This window comes from Microcoleus sp. EPA2 (assembly GCA_020882975.1).
Lineage (GTDB): Bacteria > Cyanobacteriota > Cyanobacteriia > Cyanobacteriales > Microcoleaceae > Microcoleus.
Genome location: JAHRFD010000006.1, coordinates 76,673 through 91,650, shown reverse-complemented (window position 1 = coordinate 91,650; position 14,978 = coordinate 76,673). Strand labels below are relative to the sequence as shown.

At 43.3% G+C, this 14,978-nt stretch carries 12 protein-coding genes; 9 read left to right on the top strand and 3 right to left on the bottom strand.

The genetic code is table 11. The annotated features are described in order from the left end of the window. The first annotated feature begins 232 nt into the window (after positions 1-232). From AAFP14_RS08300 to AAFP14_RS08280, 5 genes are all read left to right on the top strand, one after another. Positions 233-580 (top strand): hypothetical protein, encoded by a 348-nt coding sequence (locus tag AAFP14_RS08300; protein WP_341731814.1) that lies wholly within the window; start codon positions 233-235, stop codon positions 578-580. Continuing rightward, positions 570-866: a helix-turn-helix domain-containing protein gene (locus AAFP14_RS08295; RefSeq protein WP_341731813.1), complete on the top strand. Its 297-nt coding sequence runs from the start codon at positions 570-572 to the stop codon at positions 864-866. The genes AAFP14_RS08300 and AAFP14_RS08295 overlap by 11 nt, the downstream gene beginning before the upstream one ends. Positions 867-1,007: 141 nt before the next feature. Continuing rightward, on the top strand, positions 1,008-1,202 hold the full coding sequence (locus AAFP14_RS08290; protein ID WP_341731812.1) for a hypothetical protein: 195 nt from the start codon (positions 1,008-1,010) through the stop codon (positions 1,200-1,202). Between the two features lie 388 nt (positions 1,203-1,590). Next, positions 1,591-2,832, top strand: coding sequence for a hypothetical protein (locus AAFP14_RS08285; RefSeq protein ID WP_341731811.1), 1,242 nt, complete (start codon positions 1,591-1,593; stop codon positions 2,830-2,832). Between the two features lie 343 nt (positions 2,833-3,175). Then, on the top strand, positions 3,176-4,603 hold the full coding sequence (locus AAFP14_RS08280; protein WP_341731810.1) for an ATP-dependent DNA helicase: 1,428 nt from the start codon (positions 3,176-3,178) through the stop codon (positions 4,601-4,603). Between the two features lie 91 nt (positions 4,604-4,694). Here AAFP14_RS08280 and AAFP14_RS08275 read toward each other — a convergent pair whose 3' ends face one another. Then, the gene (locus tag AAFP14_RS08275; protein WP_341731809.1) at positions 4,695-5,099 is read right to left on the bottom strand and encodes a hypothetical protein; all 405 of its coding nucleotides are present in this window, start codon (positions 5,097-5,099) and stop codon (positions 4,695-4,697) included. Between AAFP14_RS08275 and dnaN the strand changes: the two genes are divergently transcribed. Continuing rightward, positions 5,083-6,480 (top strand): DNA polymerase III subunit beta, encoded by a 1,398-nt coding sequence (gene dnaN, locus AAFP14_RS08270; RefSeq protein WP_341731808.1) that lies wholly within the window; start codon positions 5,083-5,085, stop codon positions 6,478-6,480. The two genes, AAFP14_RS08275 and dnaN, sit on opposite strands and share 17 nt — an antisense overlap. A 238-nt stretch (positions 6,481-6,718) precedes the next feature. Here the strand turns inward: dnaN and AAFP14_RS08265 are convergent, their stop codons facing one another. Next, a complete protein-coding gene (locus AAFP14_RS08265; RefSeq protein WP_341731807.1) occupies positions 6,719-7,555 on the bottom strand; it encodes an SGNH/GDSL hydrolase family protein in 837 nt (278 codons plus the stop codon). A gap of 903 nt (positions 7,556-8,458) precedes the next feature. On the opposite strand from AAFP14_RS08265, the gene dnaX reads away from it, so the two are divergent. Next, positions 8,459-9,874, top strand: a complete 1,416-nt coding sequence (gene dnaX / locus AAFP14_RS08260; RefSeq protein WP_341731806.1) for a DNA polymerase III subunit gamma/tau — start codon at positions 8,459-8,461, stop codon at positions 9,872-9,874. After that, positions 9,871-10,827, top strand: coding sequence for a DNA polymerase III subunit delta (gene holA, locus AAFP14_RS08255; protein WP_341731805.1), 957 nt, complete (start codon positions 9,871-9,873; stop codon positions 10,825-10,827). Before dnaX ends, holA begins: the two co-directional genes overlap by 4 nt. Positions 10,828-11,060: 233 nt before the next feature. Here holA and AAFP14_RS08250 read toward each other — a convergent pair whose 3' ends face one another. Beyond that, complete coding sequence (locus AAFP14_RS08250; RefSeq protein ID WP_333432294.1) at positions 11,061-11,663, bottom strand: hypothetical protein; 603 nt, start codon at positions 11,661-11,663, stop codon at positions 11,061-11,063. Positions 11,664-12,114: 451 nt separating this feature from the next. Between AAFP14_RS08250 and AAFP14_RS08245 the strand changes: the two genes are divergently transcribed. Further along, positions 12,115-14,748: a DEAD/DEAH box helicase gene (locus AAFP14_RS08245; protein ID WP_341731804.1), complete on the top strand. Its 2,634-nt coding sequence runs from the start codon at positions 12,115-12,117 to the stop codon at positions 14,746-14,748. The last annotated feature ends 230 nt before the right edge of the window (positions 14,749-14,978 follow it).

The window sequence follows — 14,978 nt, the reverse complement described above, 5'->3', positions numbered from 1 at the left end:
CTATTACACCTTTACTATACAAGTCGGCTGCAAGCGGAAACGAGATCAACGCGATTGGGCAGTATCTCCAAAAACTGATAGCTTAGCCAGAGTTGAGCTTTGAAAATAGTCCGTCAAATCTAAATTCCAATTGATTGATTTAAGGAGATGTCGCGCTGCAATTTCTTTATCAAGAAATTGACCTGAAAACCTATCAAAACAAATCAGGTGCTCGATGCACAGTTAAAAACTCATGTCAATCTCAAAAGCAAAGCGAGATTTGATTTCGGCACTGCCACTAAAACATTTGAAGGATATACCACCTTCAACTGAGTTGCCTGCAAGTTTTGCCAAAATTCATCCCCCGCGCTTTGAGTGCGGCGAGATGGTGCGCTGGACTGATGTTGGCAAAGAAGCTGATTGGGGAATAGTTATCGGCAAATTTTACAACTGCGAACCGCGTCAGTGCTCCTGGATGTGGTGCTACATAATTTGGCTTGCTTCTAATTCCAAAAGTGCGAATTGGTGTCAATTTGATACGGCGTGGGAGGAAGATTTAGAGAGGTGTGAGGATGAAAAAGCCGCATACTATGACAGATAGAGAACGCAATTTAATTGCGGTTTACAGCCAATGCCAATTGGGTATGACGCCGAAACAGTTTTATGTCAAGTGGGGGGTAAGTTACGAGCAAATTGCCGAAATTTGTTCCCGCTCTGATTCGACAGTGCAGGGTTGGTTTAAGCGGGGGAAAAATCGAAGATTTCCTACTGCTGTAGATTTGCGCCATTTGGCTCTAATGGATTTTCTGCTGGAACACTTTGAGGAGATTCCCGACGTACTGGCGGACTTGCTGTGTCCGCCTTCCGAAGATAAGAAGCTGCGTTAGAAGAGAATTTGAGCTGTTTGAACCACAAACCTAATTAATTGTCAACATCAGCGTGACCTGTCTTTGAGAATTTCTCTTCACTAGCGTAATGGCAAGCACTGAAAAAAGAACGCAACCTGTTACTGTTATCAGGAGGTTAAAATGACTTATTTTGAGAAGCTGCACCCGTGGTGCATCATTAAGCTGCTACCTAATTGTCAGCGTATTGTTGTGGCGCGATTTCGCAGGAGGAGGGATGCAGACGATCATTTTCGGGTTTTGCAGCGGTTAGTCAAAGAATTCACATTTGTGATTGTTTTTGACATCCCACCCAAGCCTACTTTGCCTAAAGAATAACGGCAAATGCAGCTCTGTCTGAAATCAAATTAATCGAGATACTTGCGTTAGATTAATATCAGGAATTACCCACAGACTCTATCCGTAGGGTTCTCCTCGGCGCACGTTACCGCTATGAGTAGTGTGTTAAGCCAATTTTTGCGTAAGTCCTGAAATGAAATATCCGCTTTGCCGCAAATTCTCCCAGTTATAGAACCAACTAATAACTGGGAAAATTTTTTATTCATTAGGTACTGTTAACTCCATAGATTGTCAAAATCAGACTTGTTAAAGTTTACTAACAAGTCATTTGCTGCAATTCAAGTAAGAACCACTGGTTGAGAAAATCACTAAAATTTAAGCTATTCCCTAGCGGGAGAAGTTGAGGGATAACCAACTTTTTACCGTTATGAATACTAACAACTCTAATATCAACCCCCACAAAACCTTTCCTGAATCAGCCAGCCAGCACTCCCCTCAAATCCAAGAAGTAGTTGCAGTAATTTTCCCTTTCCTCCCGGATGCACCTGCTGAAGAACATCCCTTCAGGTTAAACGATATTGTTAAAACTGGCAATCAATACGGTACTGTTACTTCTCTCAAAAAAACTGAAAAACCTGTGACAATTACTTGGGACGCAAGTTCGGGCGAAGATTCATTTTCTTGGACTTATAACCTCGACGAAATCCGCGCCCTCAAAATCTCCATCGTTCCTCAGTTTATCCCTCAAAAAACTGCTGGAGAACTTCCAACTTGCACAACCATCGTACTCGCTAATTCCGAACAGGTACAATTGGGAAACGCAACTCCTTTCAAAGTAGAATCGCTGAGCGAACACCACATTCTCATTTCCACTCTCGACCAATTGTATCGCTTTCCCCTTAATTTGTTTCCCGGATACCCGACAAGTTGTACTATAGATATTCCTGCACCCCAGCAATTAAAAGATACCCGCTGTTTGTCTGTCAATGAACTCAGAATCAGAGCTAAGACCTATTTAGCTCTTGAAGTGACCGACAACTTCTTAAAATTCGTTATACCAGTCCAAAAACAGCAATTGAAAGAAAAAATAGCTCAACAATTGAGCGAAGAAAATTATGAAATTCTCGACTTTGACATAGCTTGGGAAGAAGCCTGGATGCAGCAGTTAGAAAACCTAGCCAAGAAACAAGGATTCTACGGATTTAGAGAGGGAGATTGCATATTACAGCACCGAGAAGGATTTCAACGAATGGGGAAAGTCCAACGCTTGAATGTTGAAGAGCCACGTCCATTTCAAATCCTGTGGAACAGCGGAGAAATCCAATGTTACAGCTTGAGAGAACTCAAAATTTTGGGTATTGCCCGCATCGAACCTATTGTTAAATTATCGCCCAATGTGGCTTATCAAATTAGCGAAGACGGCTCCTACTTTACAGCTTGGATTGGGTTCCGTACTAAAGCACTAGCTAAGGCGTGGCTAATACCTGTCAAAAAGCTAGTCGGCTACCTGAGCAACTTAATTGATTGCCAATTTTTGGAACTTCAACATACAGGTTCTAAATACGAGTATGCTGTAGAATGTCCCCGCCATAAGACATTAAACAAGCGTTTAGAAGCTCTGGCTAAAGTTGCTGAACTTGATTTAGAAAGGACGCCATTTAAGAGATGAGTGGGAATTGGCGAACACTCCGTAGGGATTGAAGAGTGTTTTTTTGCTGAAACAAAAATCGGATTACTTAATAAGCGTCGAATTCCCCCATTTCCCACTCCCCAGTTCTCTCAAAAGTGGGTTTTTCATAATTAGGAAATTGAGGGTAAGTAAGTGGCGAATTTTAAAGACATAAAAAGTTGAAATCCGGGCTTTTTTGCTTCTCCCCGTCTCCTTCTCTCCGTCTCTCCTTCTCCCTCCCTCTCTTCCTTGCCCGGAATCTAAAAAACCTACTCTTGAAAGACTTCCCCGTCAAGCTAACGCTTAATCTGAGGTTGATAAAATTAGTAATGGACACTAACTAATGATTCAAGCCTTACTAGAACAACCCCAGAAACTTACACAATTTGCCTTCACACTCAAACCGCAACAGCAGCAAGCCCTCGACAAATTGAGAACCTTTCTAACCACTACCGAGTCATTCTTCTTGCTGTGCGGCTACGCAGGAACTGGAAAATCCACAATAGTCTTCCAAATTATCCAAGAACTTTTGAGTCAAAGCAAACGCATTGCCCTCACAGCACCTACGAACAAAGCAGTCGGTATCCTCAGAAAAATGGCAGCGTCTCAAGGCATTTTCGGAGTAGATTTTATGACGATACACCAACTTTTAGGATTAGGCATGGTCAGAAAAGAACAAGAAAAAGCCTTGTCACAGACAAGTTCCAGCAGCCTTCACCTCTACGATATCATCTTCCTCGACGAATGTTCGATGGTCGGAAGCGAATTGTGGAAATGGATAGAACGCAATTTTGAACGCACGTTCTTCAATCACCGCAAGCTAATTTTAATGGGCGATCCCGCTCAACTCAATCCTGTAGGAGAAAAAAAGTCGCCTGCTTTTAGCATTGCCAATAAAGCTGTATTGACCCAAGTTGTCAGGCAAGCAGGGGAAAGCCCTGTACTCGATTTCATAACAGAATGCCGCTCTTTTGTCAATAGCAGAGCCGACATATTTTTGCCGCATTCCAAATACAAGAAAGGAGACAAGTCGAACGGTGCATTCAAAGTCAAATCAGAAACGCTGCTACAATATGCCGTCAAAACGATCGATCGAGAATTTGGTCAAAATCCCGATCGCTTCAGAATTCTGTGCTGGACTAACAAACGAGTCAAATACTACAATCAGCTTATCAGAGAGCAAGTCTACGGTCAAGCTGCACCCAGATTTGTACCGGGAGAAAGGTTAATTACCAAAAAGCCCGTCATGGCACCCGACGGCAAAACTGTAATTTTGCCGACTTCAACGGAATTTACCGTCAAAGAAACTGAGATTAACCAGCACTGCGGGTATCGAGTTTGGCTGTTAAAGATTGTGACTGATGGCGGTTTCTTGCGGCAAATCTTTGTCCTGCACGAGTCCGAAAATAAGCGTTACCAGGCTGAACTTAAAGAAAAGCTCAAGAGTGCCAAACGCAATGGATTCCTTTGGAGGAAATACTATTGGTTCAAAGATGACTTGTTTGCTGAAATTGACAATTGCTTTGCTTTGACAATTCACAATTCGCAGGGCAGCACTTTTGATGAAGTTGGCATTGACGGAAGCGACCTTTTTAGCAGATTGTTAATCGGCAAAGATTTGAGCAGTCAACAGAAACTTAAAGAGTACCATCGACTTTATTATGTCGGTGCAAGTCGCTGCCGATATCGGATATTATTTGTTGCCCCCAATGACTCGTACTCAAACAATAAAATTCTCAAGTACAATGTAAACTTCTCAACCAAGAGGTAAAGTCTTCAACCAACAGGTAAAGTCCTCAACTAACAGGTAAAGTCCTCAACTTAACAGGCACATATAGCCGAGTCTCAGTAACATGAGGTGCTCATAGGGCATAGGGCATAGGGCATAGGGCATGGGCATACCTCACTTTCTTGAGAACCGCTATATGCACCGATTTTGATACAAAATGTCCATGCTTCACTCCTATGCTTTTAAGCGTGGGTTCCTTGCCATTCTTCTTCCCATTTTCTTTCCCATTCTCCTTCCAATTCTCCTTCCCATTTTTCTTCTTCTCTTTCTCCTTTCCCTTCTCACTCCCTTTCTCAGACAGCATAACAAATGCTGCTACCGCAGCGGTCAATCGCACCCCTGACACCAGACTAATTATGGCAAAATCTCGACTGACAGGAACACCGCATAAAAAGGAAGTATTGGAGAGAGCAGTTAAGAAAAAACGCTCGACTGCAAGAGCCACTAATTCTGCAAAAACTGTGAATAAATCAGTCAAAGCAACAACTAAAACTGACTCGGTTTGCGAACCCTCAACAATCTCTCCACAAGAAGGAGAAGCCTCGCAAACTTGCCCAAGTTTTGTAGAACTTCCAGCCGTCGATGCTCCTTCTCTAGAAACATTGTCAAATGAGGCAACATTGCCTTCTTCTTCCCCTCTTCCCTCAGTTATTGAAGTTGCCTGCGATTCAAGAAAATTCAACGATTACGTGCAAGTTCTGAAAGGCATCATTCCCAGCAATAGCAGCCATCCCATTTTATGCAATGTTTTGATTGAAGCTGATGCTGAAACTCAACATTTGCATCTGACTGCTTACAACTTAGAATTTGGAATGCAAGTAAGCTTTGATGCCAATGTCAATCAATCTGGAAAGCTTACCCTCCCCGCACCCATACTTGCTGACATTCTGGGAAAATTTCCTAACGGTAGCCTCACCTTAAAGAGTTCTTCTGAAATTATTAAAGGAAGTGACGTTCCATCAGTCAGTGCCACTCTGAGTGCGTCAAGGAGCAAGCACGCCATTCGCGGGCTAGCTGCGGACGAATTTCCGGCTATCCCCAGCGTTAAACAAAAACTTGTAACGCTTCCTGCTAGCGTGTTAATTGCTATCCTCAAAGCTAGCTTATTTGCTGTTAGTTCTGAGGAAAATAAACGCATTTTAACTGGAGGTAATTTTCAACTCAGCCACGACGCAGACAGAGGACTCGATAAACTGAGAGTTTGGACGACTGACGGGCATCGGGTAGCAATGGTTTTAGGATTGAACGAAAGCAGCAATTCCCACCTTGTGAGCCGTCAAATAGTTAATTTTACTGTCCCTGCTAAGGTACTTCGGTTATTGGAGCGTTCTTTGAATTCCACTGACAAAGTTACGATTTACTATGAAGGTTTGCCGGATCAACCTAGTAATTTTGTCGCATTCGAGTGGAAAAATTGGCGGTTGACAGCGAAATTGCTCGAAGGGCAATATCCGATTTGTGACCAAATTATCGCTCCTTACCGACCTGAATTTAGCCATCAAGTGGTGGTTGAGAGGCTGAGCTTTTTAAAAGCCTTAGAGAGGTTAGCTTCTCACAGCGACAAATCTCACGTAACAGCTATTTTAGAATTCGATTTAGATGCCCAACAAGTGCGAGCATCACTCAACAATACTCTCAGTTCAGGAACTGAAACAGTTGATGCTAAACTCTGGGGCTGTGAGTTTCGTCTCAAGTGCGACATCCGCTATTTGATTGATACAGCCAAAGCGATTTCCAGTTCTGATTTGCGGGTGTTAATGGCAACTCCTACCGCTCCCTTACTGATTGCACCGTTTGGAACGCCTGCGTCGGGTACAGAGGCTTTAGAGTGCGAATATATTGTCGCTCCGCAAGAATAGTCGTGCATTTGGGGAGGGGCATCTAAATTTGATGCTCTCCCTTACCGCAATCGTATAGCCAAAATTACGCAGAGTGTTCGTATATGGTGTAATAGGAGGCCAACCCCCCGATAAACAGCCCCGTCTGTGGTGTTGCGTAAATTATGTATAAATCCTACAGATTATGAAGTGCTCTATCATCAGTTTGACCGACCTCATGCCGTTCTTGTGCCGATCGCCCGGAAAGCCTAAAAATCGTTTACCGAAGTGTCCCCAATTCAGATTTAATCATCCCGCCCTCCTGCACAAGAGCAAATGCTGCTTCCCCCAAAATCCGGTGTGCGGCAGTCGTCGGATGAATGCCGTCCCAAAACAAAAATCGATCGGCACTACCACAAACACCTCCACCCGATAAACACGCACTCGTCACATTAGTCAAGCCATATTTAGCCGGAGAAGCGATCGCTTCCCGATAAAGCGCATTAGCATCCAGAGTCGCAATCTTTAAGCCAGAATGCTGTTGACTTAATACCTTAACCGTTCGCCTTAAACCCTGATTGTGTGCTTGTGTTAATACAGTGAGCCTTGCAGAATTAACGCCTGTTCGCGTCGCCGGTAACTGCCCCAAATCTGGTAAATTTGCCAGCAGGATATTTTTGGCACCCACACCAGCAAGAGACGCGATCGCCCCCGCCACATTTTCAACGGGAATATTCGCATTATTTGCCCCCTGCAAATAGTCATTCGCACCCGCCCACAGTACATACACCGCATGAAGATTTGCCTGTTTTTGGGAGTTAGTCCATGACTGAACTTGAGTTAACAAACCCGGGACAAGGCTATTGCGATCGCTTCCGGTTGTTGCACCTCCATAAGCAAAATTAGTGACTCGTTCGGGCGGCAATTTCAGGCGCTCGGCAAGATACTCTACCCAAACTTTACCATTCGAGTAACGCCCTTGAAAGTAAGTCGATCGAGGCGGATATTGACCCCCGGTCGATCGAAACACCGTTCCCATATCCGAAAGACTGTCCCCAAATACATAGAGTTCACTGACAGCCTCAGAACTTTGAGCTGATAGGATAAGTGCAACCATAAAAGATAAAAGCGCAAGAATTACTGCAAAAAACTTTTTTTTCAACATTGTTAAAATTTTTAAATAACTATTTAATTTTAATTTAAATTGAGCATTTTTTTGCCCTATATGTACGTTATAGCGAACGAATTGGCGATTAAGTAATTACAACAAAAACTCAGTTTGTTACCTCATAACTTTATGTTCATCATAAAACTAAATGTTATTTTTGATAAATTAATTGCTAATTCTTCCTCCGATATTTGAAGTTTTTGAAGTATAATAAACCAATGGTAATTACGCCTTTCGCCTTTCGCTATTTGTAATCAAAGCTCGCAATTAAGAATTGCAAATTAACAATTATGACTTGTTCAGTGAATGAAATTTTACTAATTGTAATTGTTGGGAATTGCAAATTAACAATTACGACTTTTTCAGTGGAAGGAACCTCTACAAATTGTAATTGTTGCGAATGGCTAATTAACAATTACGACTTATTCAGTATTGGAAGAACCTACTAATTGTAATTACGAACTTCGCATTAACAATAGTCCGGACAGTTTTTATATGGCCCAATGGCTTATTCTCGCTTGACTTTGAGCCACTGTGGATAATTAAATCAATGTCAGCTCCACCCCTGGCTTGCATTTAATTCGACTTTATTTATGATCCTTGCCCTGTAAAGCTTGTAGTCTCGTTCCAAAAACTGTCCGGAGTATTGCATTAACAATTACGAATTATTTTGACACTTTTCTAATGGTATCTAGCTCATAGCGCTGTGGAGGGGACGTAACCGTACATATTTTGGGTAATTACCCCATAAAGTTAGGCAAGAGTCGAACAACCGGACGATCGATCGAACTGCTGCTGGGTAATGCCTCCCCTATCGGGGAATAGTCAGCAGAAGTATTCTAACCACTCAAAATGTACCAACCACTGCACCTCAAATACCGCCCCAAAAGCCTGCAAGAATTAGTGGGTCAAGACACAATCAAAACAACCTTGACCAATGCCATCACCTCCTCCAAAATTGCTCAAGCTTACCTGTTTACTGGCCCCAGAGGAACAGGCAAAACCTCAACCGCTCGCATCCTTGCTAAATCCCTCAATTGTTTGAATAACAAAAAGCCAACCGCCACTCCTTGCGGAGAATGTTCAAGCTGCAAAACCATTGACTCCTGTTCAAGCTTAGACGTAACTGAAATCGATGCTGCTTCACATAATGGCGTGGATGATGCCAGAGAATTAATACAACACAGCAACTTTGCGCCAGCGATGAGCCCTTACCGCATCTGGATTTTAGATGAGTGCCACCAACTCAGTACCAGCGCTCAAAATGCTCTCCTCAAATGCCTTGAAGAACCTCCGGCTCATGTGGTGTTTATTCTCTGTACGACTGAAGCACATAAAGTCCTGCCGACAATTATCTCCCGCTGCCAAACTTTTAACTTCCGAGCCTTGTCAGTTGATGCTATTGTCGGACAATTGCACAAAATTAGCTCCGCTGAATCTATTGCGATCGCAAGTGAGGCCATGCGGGCGATCGCTCGCACCTGTGACGGGGGGTTAAGAGATGCCCTGCAATTACTTTCTCAGCTTTCACTGCTAAACTCAGAGATTACCCTAACTCAAGTTGCAGAAGTATCTGGCAGTATCAGCGAGCAAGAGTCGATCGCCCTTCTCAAAGCCATTCATTCTGGCGATACCCTAAGCGTACTGCAATCTTCGAGAACGCTGATTGACAGCGGCAAAACTCCCAAACTTATTCTCAGTAGCTTGCTAGCAGCAATGAGAGATTTGCTTATTGTCAAATCAACGCGCCACTGCCAGAATTTAATTGCAGGGCCAGTAGGCTACTCACAACTGCGATCGATCGCTAGCACTCTTGATTTTGAAACAATTGATGTGGCTTGTGCACAATTGCAGAAATCAGAATTTCAATTGAGAACTAGCACTAATGCGGCTACCTGGTTAGAAGTCTGCCTGCTGAACTTGATGCTGTTAAGTAAACCCGCTGCCAAGGAAATGCAATTGCCTGCAACTTTCTCATCTAATCAGCCTGACAAATTTGATAAAACCCCTCAAAAAATAGAGGCAGATTCTCCTGACTTTGAGACAACTTGGGCGCAAGTAGTAGCAGCAGCGAAACCAGGCAATCGTAGCCTCTTAAACCGCGCTCAAATTGCCGAACTTTCGGCTGATTCATGTGTGTTAGCAGTAGAAAGAAAATACGCGAACAAGTTTCAGAGTCACCTTGAATCCGTGCAGCGGATCGTTACTAAAGCTTTAGGCCGCTCTGTTACTGTTACTGTTAAACAACAGGAGGAATTAGCAGCATGATTAGCATCCTAATTGGGAATGATACTTACGCAATTGAACGAGACGTTGAAAATTTTAAGACTCAAACTCATCCTCTCTGGCGAGATTTCAACATCCACCGCTTCTCCTCTTCTTCCCTGGATGCAGCCCTCTCTGCTGCTGCTTCAGTTCCTTTCGGCGGAGGAAACAAACTTATTGTCGTTGAAAATTGCGATTTCAAGCAATTTGGAGAAATGGGGCTAGAATTGTTGCAAATTTTGCCCCAATTACCTGTTACAACGCACTTAGTCTTCACTGCTGCTGTTATCGACAAACGGCTCAAGGTAGTCAAGCATTTATTGCTGTTTGGTAAACTTAAGGAGTTTACTCTCATTCCCCCTTGGCGTACTGATTTAATTGAAAGTGCGATCGCTACTACGGCTAAACAAAAGAATCTCTCAATTGCCAGAGATGCTGTCAGCTATCTAGCAGTAGCGATTGGCAACGATTCTGCTAGAAGAGTCAGTGAACTGGAGAAATTAGCTATTTATGCAGCGGGCGAGCGCATTACGAAAGAAGCTGCTAAAATCCTCGTTCCAGCTACCACAGCCAACTGTTTTCAACTTGCCGAAGCTCTTTTAAAAGGTCAAGCAGTGGCGGCAATTAAGGTGCTTGATGAATTGCTATCTCGGGCCGAGTTTCCTTTAGCAATTATTGCCACTCTCCAAACTCAGTTTAAAACTTGGCTGTGGGTAAAAGCTACTATCAATTCCGACCAACAACGTTCTGATAGCGAAATTGCTAGTATGTGCGGAATTAGTAACCCCAAACGGCTGTATTTCCTTAAGCAGGAGGTTAAGGAAGTATCTGCGAACTTCTTAAGTCGATCGCTCTCCATTTTGTTTGATTTAGAAATTGCTCTCAAAACAGGAGATAAGCCTGACTCGATGTTGCCTGCTTTGCTCAGCATCACTCAACTCACTCACCTTAAATAACCGGAAAGCGCTGCCGAGTTAATTCGGCAGTCTTTCATTAACAATCTTGGAGGCAAAAACTGCTTTGCAACACTATTGGTAGCAATAAGGTGCGCGGCGTACCCTACAGATAGAGTTTATGCGTAAGTCTTAATTAACTGTAGTGATAAAGAAGTTGTTTTTATCATTAATTTATCAAAGAAGTTTTTGAGTTTATTTATCGCACTAGGTCGCTATTTTTGTTTAATAACAGCTCATCTTTCCTGCATCATCCAAACGAGAAAGCCCAAGATTTGCTCAACAGGAGGTAGTGGATAATCTGTAAGGTCAATGGACGCGCATTGCTCTTCTAGTTTAAGAAACCGCCAGACAGTACCGCTAGTTACCGTTCCGTAAATCGTCGATATCGGCTGTTGCTTTTGTTGGTTAAAGCGTTGAGCTGCAACCATTTCTGCAAGGCATTGCCCAAGAGCCGGTTTAAGGTCTTCTTTTTTGGCTTCCACCAATATAACCGCAGGGGCTTTGATAAATAGTTGCTCCGGGGAACGACTAAGAAGAAAGTCAACATACCCTGTGAGTTCAGCCTCCGGTTCTACATTGAATTCCTCGCCTGAAAAAACGCTAATCTGTCCTTGAAGCTGGCGTTTTACTTCTAGTAACACAGGATTGATAATCCCCTCAGAACGAGCTTTTTCGCTACTCACCGCGATCGCCCAGGGAATCGTTTCTTTAAGAGTATCCTGTAGTAAAGGGCTAGGAGTGACAGGGGAAATTTCTGGTAAGAAACGCGAGCCTTCAATGATTGTGAGATGGAAATCATCTACAGCTTTGCTGAGAGTAAACTTACTGTAAGGCATAGGTTTATTATTTTTAATCGGATATTATAACACTTCGGGGTTAAATGAGGTAAGTCTGGTAATTGGTAAGCTGTCGCGTCTTTAAATTATATACTTAAATCCTTGTAGAAAAAGCGTAAAATTTTCTCCCTCTCTCCCCTTCTCCCTTTCTCCCTCTCTTCCCCTCATTCCCAACATACACTTTAGATGCGTAGCAGCTTAGGCAGTTGACATCTCACTTGCTTGAGAATCGCTATATACATGGCAAGTGTACTGTGTTAATGCTAGCGTCTCACGAGGCGGGGCGATCGCGCAGTGAGGTGGAAGTCTACCGCTTTGTTGGTTCCTGAACCAAAACCCATAATTGCTACCAAAATCAGTCCGACTCCCAGTTTTTTTATTAATTTCTTCTCTCGTTCTTTTTCCTACCTATCGGTAGTAAGAGAGAAAAGATTCATTCTTAGAGTGACCAATGCCTCCCAATTATATCAACCTTCTTTCCCAACTAATAGCCAGACATGATTTTCACCAAATTAACTTCCCAGAAGCCAGCCACTTGCAGCCAACTGCAACAGCCGATTTGTGTGAATTTTTAGGCGAAGAGGTTATTTATCAGACAATCGCTACTGCTATAACTCCTAAGCTCTACAAAATTCCTCAAGACTTGCCGCCTTCAATAATTTCTGCTTTGCACCGCCAAGGCATTCAACAGCTTTATTCGCACCAAATTAAAACACTCAAAGCCGTGCGCCAGGGCAAAGATGTCATCCTCAGCACAGCAACAGCTTCTGGCAAATCTTTAAGTGCGTACTTGCCTATTTTAGAGGGCATTCTCCAACATCAATTTACTGCACTCTCTATTTATGGTTTGAAAGCTTTAACAGCCGACCAAAGTCAAAAACTTGCCGATTTGCTCCAACTGATTCCTGAGCCTGCGCGCCCGCGCCTTGCCCTTCTAACTGGAGATACTCCTCCCAAAACCCGAGAACAATTATTAGCTGCAAATCCTAGCATAATCAGCGCCACACCAGAGTTAATTCACTATGCGCTGAAAGGCGTTCACTGGAGTCAGCCTTGGCAGCATTTTTTAAGTCGCCTCCGCTATATTGTCCTAGATGAAGCTCACACTTTTAACGGAGTTTACGGAGCTAACATGGCTAGCTTAATTCGCCGCTTAAAATTGGCAGTAGACGAGCGCGGAGGTTCTTCTCAAAAACTGCAATTCCTGATATTGAGTGCTACCGTTGGCAATCCCGTTAAATTAGCGAAGTTACTATCTGGTAGAAGTCGAAAGCGAAATATCAATAAACCCGAGCGGTTAGTTTGGATTAACTCTAGCGGAGCTGCTGTCCCAGAACGGCAATTAATTGTTACTAAACCGACTCATGATGCTAATTCAGATGTTGCTCGCATCATTATGTTTTTGTTGCAGCAAGGGCAAAGCGGAATTTGCTTCGGTAACGGCAGACAAGCAATTAAGAACTTGTGGGCAACTTTTAAGCAAGAAGCTGTAACTCAAACTAACTCGGGAATTGAGTCGCAAGTAGCAATTTTCTACGGCAGTTTAACAAGCGAGCGCCGCATGGAAATTATTAACTCTTTGCAGTCAGGAACAGTTAAGTGTATCCTGAGCACTAGCGCTCTCGAAGCAGGAATTGATTTGCCTCAACTTGATTTTGCTATTATTAGGGGATGGCCGGGAAGCTTGCAAGCTTTCAGGCAGAGGGCTGGCAGGGCTGGTCGCGCAAACTCCGGTTTAATTGTCTTCATTCCTATTGCACAATCACCTTTGGATAACTATTTTGCCGAGCGCCCTGAATTGTTGCTGTCCGCCGAATCTGAATTGGTGAGCTTTAATGCCAATTATCCCATAGATATTGCCAAACATTTAATGTGCGCGGCTGTTGAAACTGGCATTCCTGCCAATAAGCTCAAGCACTACTTTGGCAAGAGCGCTCATATAATTGCAACGGCTTTAATTGAGCAAGGTGTTCTTCACAGAAGCCGGGATAAATTATGGGCTAAGGGCTTTCCCCATAAAGATGTAAACTTTCGAGGGGGAACGGGTTCTAGCACGATACAACTGGTGGATGCGGAGACTCAAGAAGAGATTGAACTCCTCAGTGCGGAGATTGCTTATCGAGAGGTATTTCCTGGTGCTATTTACCGCACGCAAAACTCAGACGGCTGTTTGGTGACTTATACTTCGCGCTCGCTCTTGAATGGCAAAGCTATTTTGCAAAACACCCCTGAAACTCGACTGTTTACTGTAGCGATTAGCCACACTCATACCAGCCTCAAGCAGAATTTGAGTTTGCCTCAACAAATCCCGTTGGTCATTCCAGAAGTTGAAGGAAATGTTCAAACCAATTCAACGGATAGTAAGGCAATTCCAGCTCAAGCTATTCTGGAACTGGTTTGGGGAGAAATTAGCCAACTCGTCACTGGTTATCAATTATTAACTCGCAATTACGAGTTAACTTGTCTCAATAGAAAGTGTGTTAATTACAAAGAGCATTTACCAAAATGTACTGCCTGTCCTCTTTGTGGCAAGAGAACTCGCTCTGCTGAGCTAACATCGGTTCTTAATGAGGTAAACTTTGAGCAACCTTACGAAATAAAATTTGCGACTCCTGTACTGCAAATTAGTTTTAATTCCCCGGTTGAATGTTATCTGCAACAGGTAGTAACAGCTACTCGCCAGGAATTGCTTCAATCTCAACAGCAGATTCCGCCCGGATATCAGCAGTTGTGGGAGTACCCCGCGAATTTGTTGGCTATTCACAGTTTCGGTCATCAAATTTTAGCAGCTTTACCTCTGACTATTTTGGCTTCACCTAATGATGTGAATTTTCTGGTAGAGAAGAGAGGTGCAAATGACTATGCAGGACTCTTTTACGATTTAGCAGAAGGAGGTTCGGGAACCTCGGAAGCTATTTTTCGTTCTCTCCCTCAATTAGCTCATGCGGCTGCTGAGTTAGCCCGCAGTTGTTCTTGCAGTTCTGGCTGTCCTAAATGTTTGATTCAGTCGGGATGCCCTGATGGTAACAAAGCTTTACTCAAGCAGGTGGGGCTGCTGCTGTGCGAAGCATTTTCTACTCCTTAAATATCAAAAGATTGGTGGAATAGACGGCTGAGAAATGGGAGGGAATGGGAGAGAGAAATAGGGAAAATGGGAGTGGGGAATAGAGTGTAGCTTTTTTAAAACAAAAAAGCTACGCTCTATTCCCAATTTGTTTTTACTGTTTTTATTAAACAAGACGCTGCTTGCATCAACATAAAATTGTGCGAACCGCTACTGCGGTTTTTAGGGGTGCATTTTTCAGACTTGTACTC

Excerpts from the sequence above, each read along its gene's own strand:
- AAFP14_RS08300 (WP_341731814.1), top strand. The coding sequence starts at position 233 with ATGTCAATCTCAAAAGCAAAGCGAGATTTGATTTCGGCACTGCCACTA.
- AAFP14_RS08295 (WP_341731813.1), top strand. The coding sequence starts at position 570 with ATGACAGATAGAGAACGCAATTTAATTGCGGTTTACAGCCAATGCCAA.
- AAFP14_RS08290 (WP_341731812.1), top strand. The coding sequence starts at position 1,008 with ATGACTTATTTTGAGAAGCTGCACCCGTGGTGCATCATTAAGCTGCTA.
- AAFP14_RS08285 (WP_341731811.1), top strand. The coding sequence starts at position 1,591 with ATGAATACTAACAACTCTAATATCAACCCCCACAAAACCTTTCCTGAA.
- AAFP14_RS08280 (WP_341731810.1), top strand. The coding sequence starts at position 3,176 with ATGATTCAAGCCTTACTAGAACAACCCCAGAAACTTACACAATTTGCC.
- AAFP14_RS08265 (WP_341731807.1), bottom strand. The coding sequence starts at position 7,555 with ATGGTTGCACTTATCCTATCAGCTCAAAGTTCTGAGGCTGTCAGTGAA.
- dnaX (WP_341731806.1), top strand. The coding sequence starts at position 8,459 with ATGTACCAACCACTGCACCTCAAATACCGCCCCAAAAGCCTGCAAGAA.
- holA (WP_341731805.1), top strand. The coding sequence starts at position 9,871 with ATGATTAGCATCCTAATTGGGAATGATACTTACGCAATTGAACGAGAC.
- AAFP14_RS08250 (WP_333432294.1), bottom strand. The coding sequence starts at position 11,663 with ATGCCTTACAGTAAGTTTACTCTCAGCAAAGCTGTAGATGATTTCCAT.
- AAFP14_RS08245 (WP_341731804.1), top strand. The coding sequence starts at position 12,115 with ATGCCTCCCAATTATATCAACCTTCTTTCCCAACTAATAGCCAGACAT.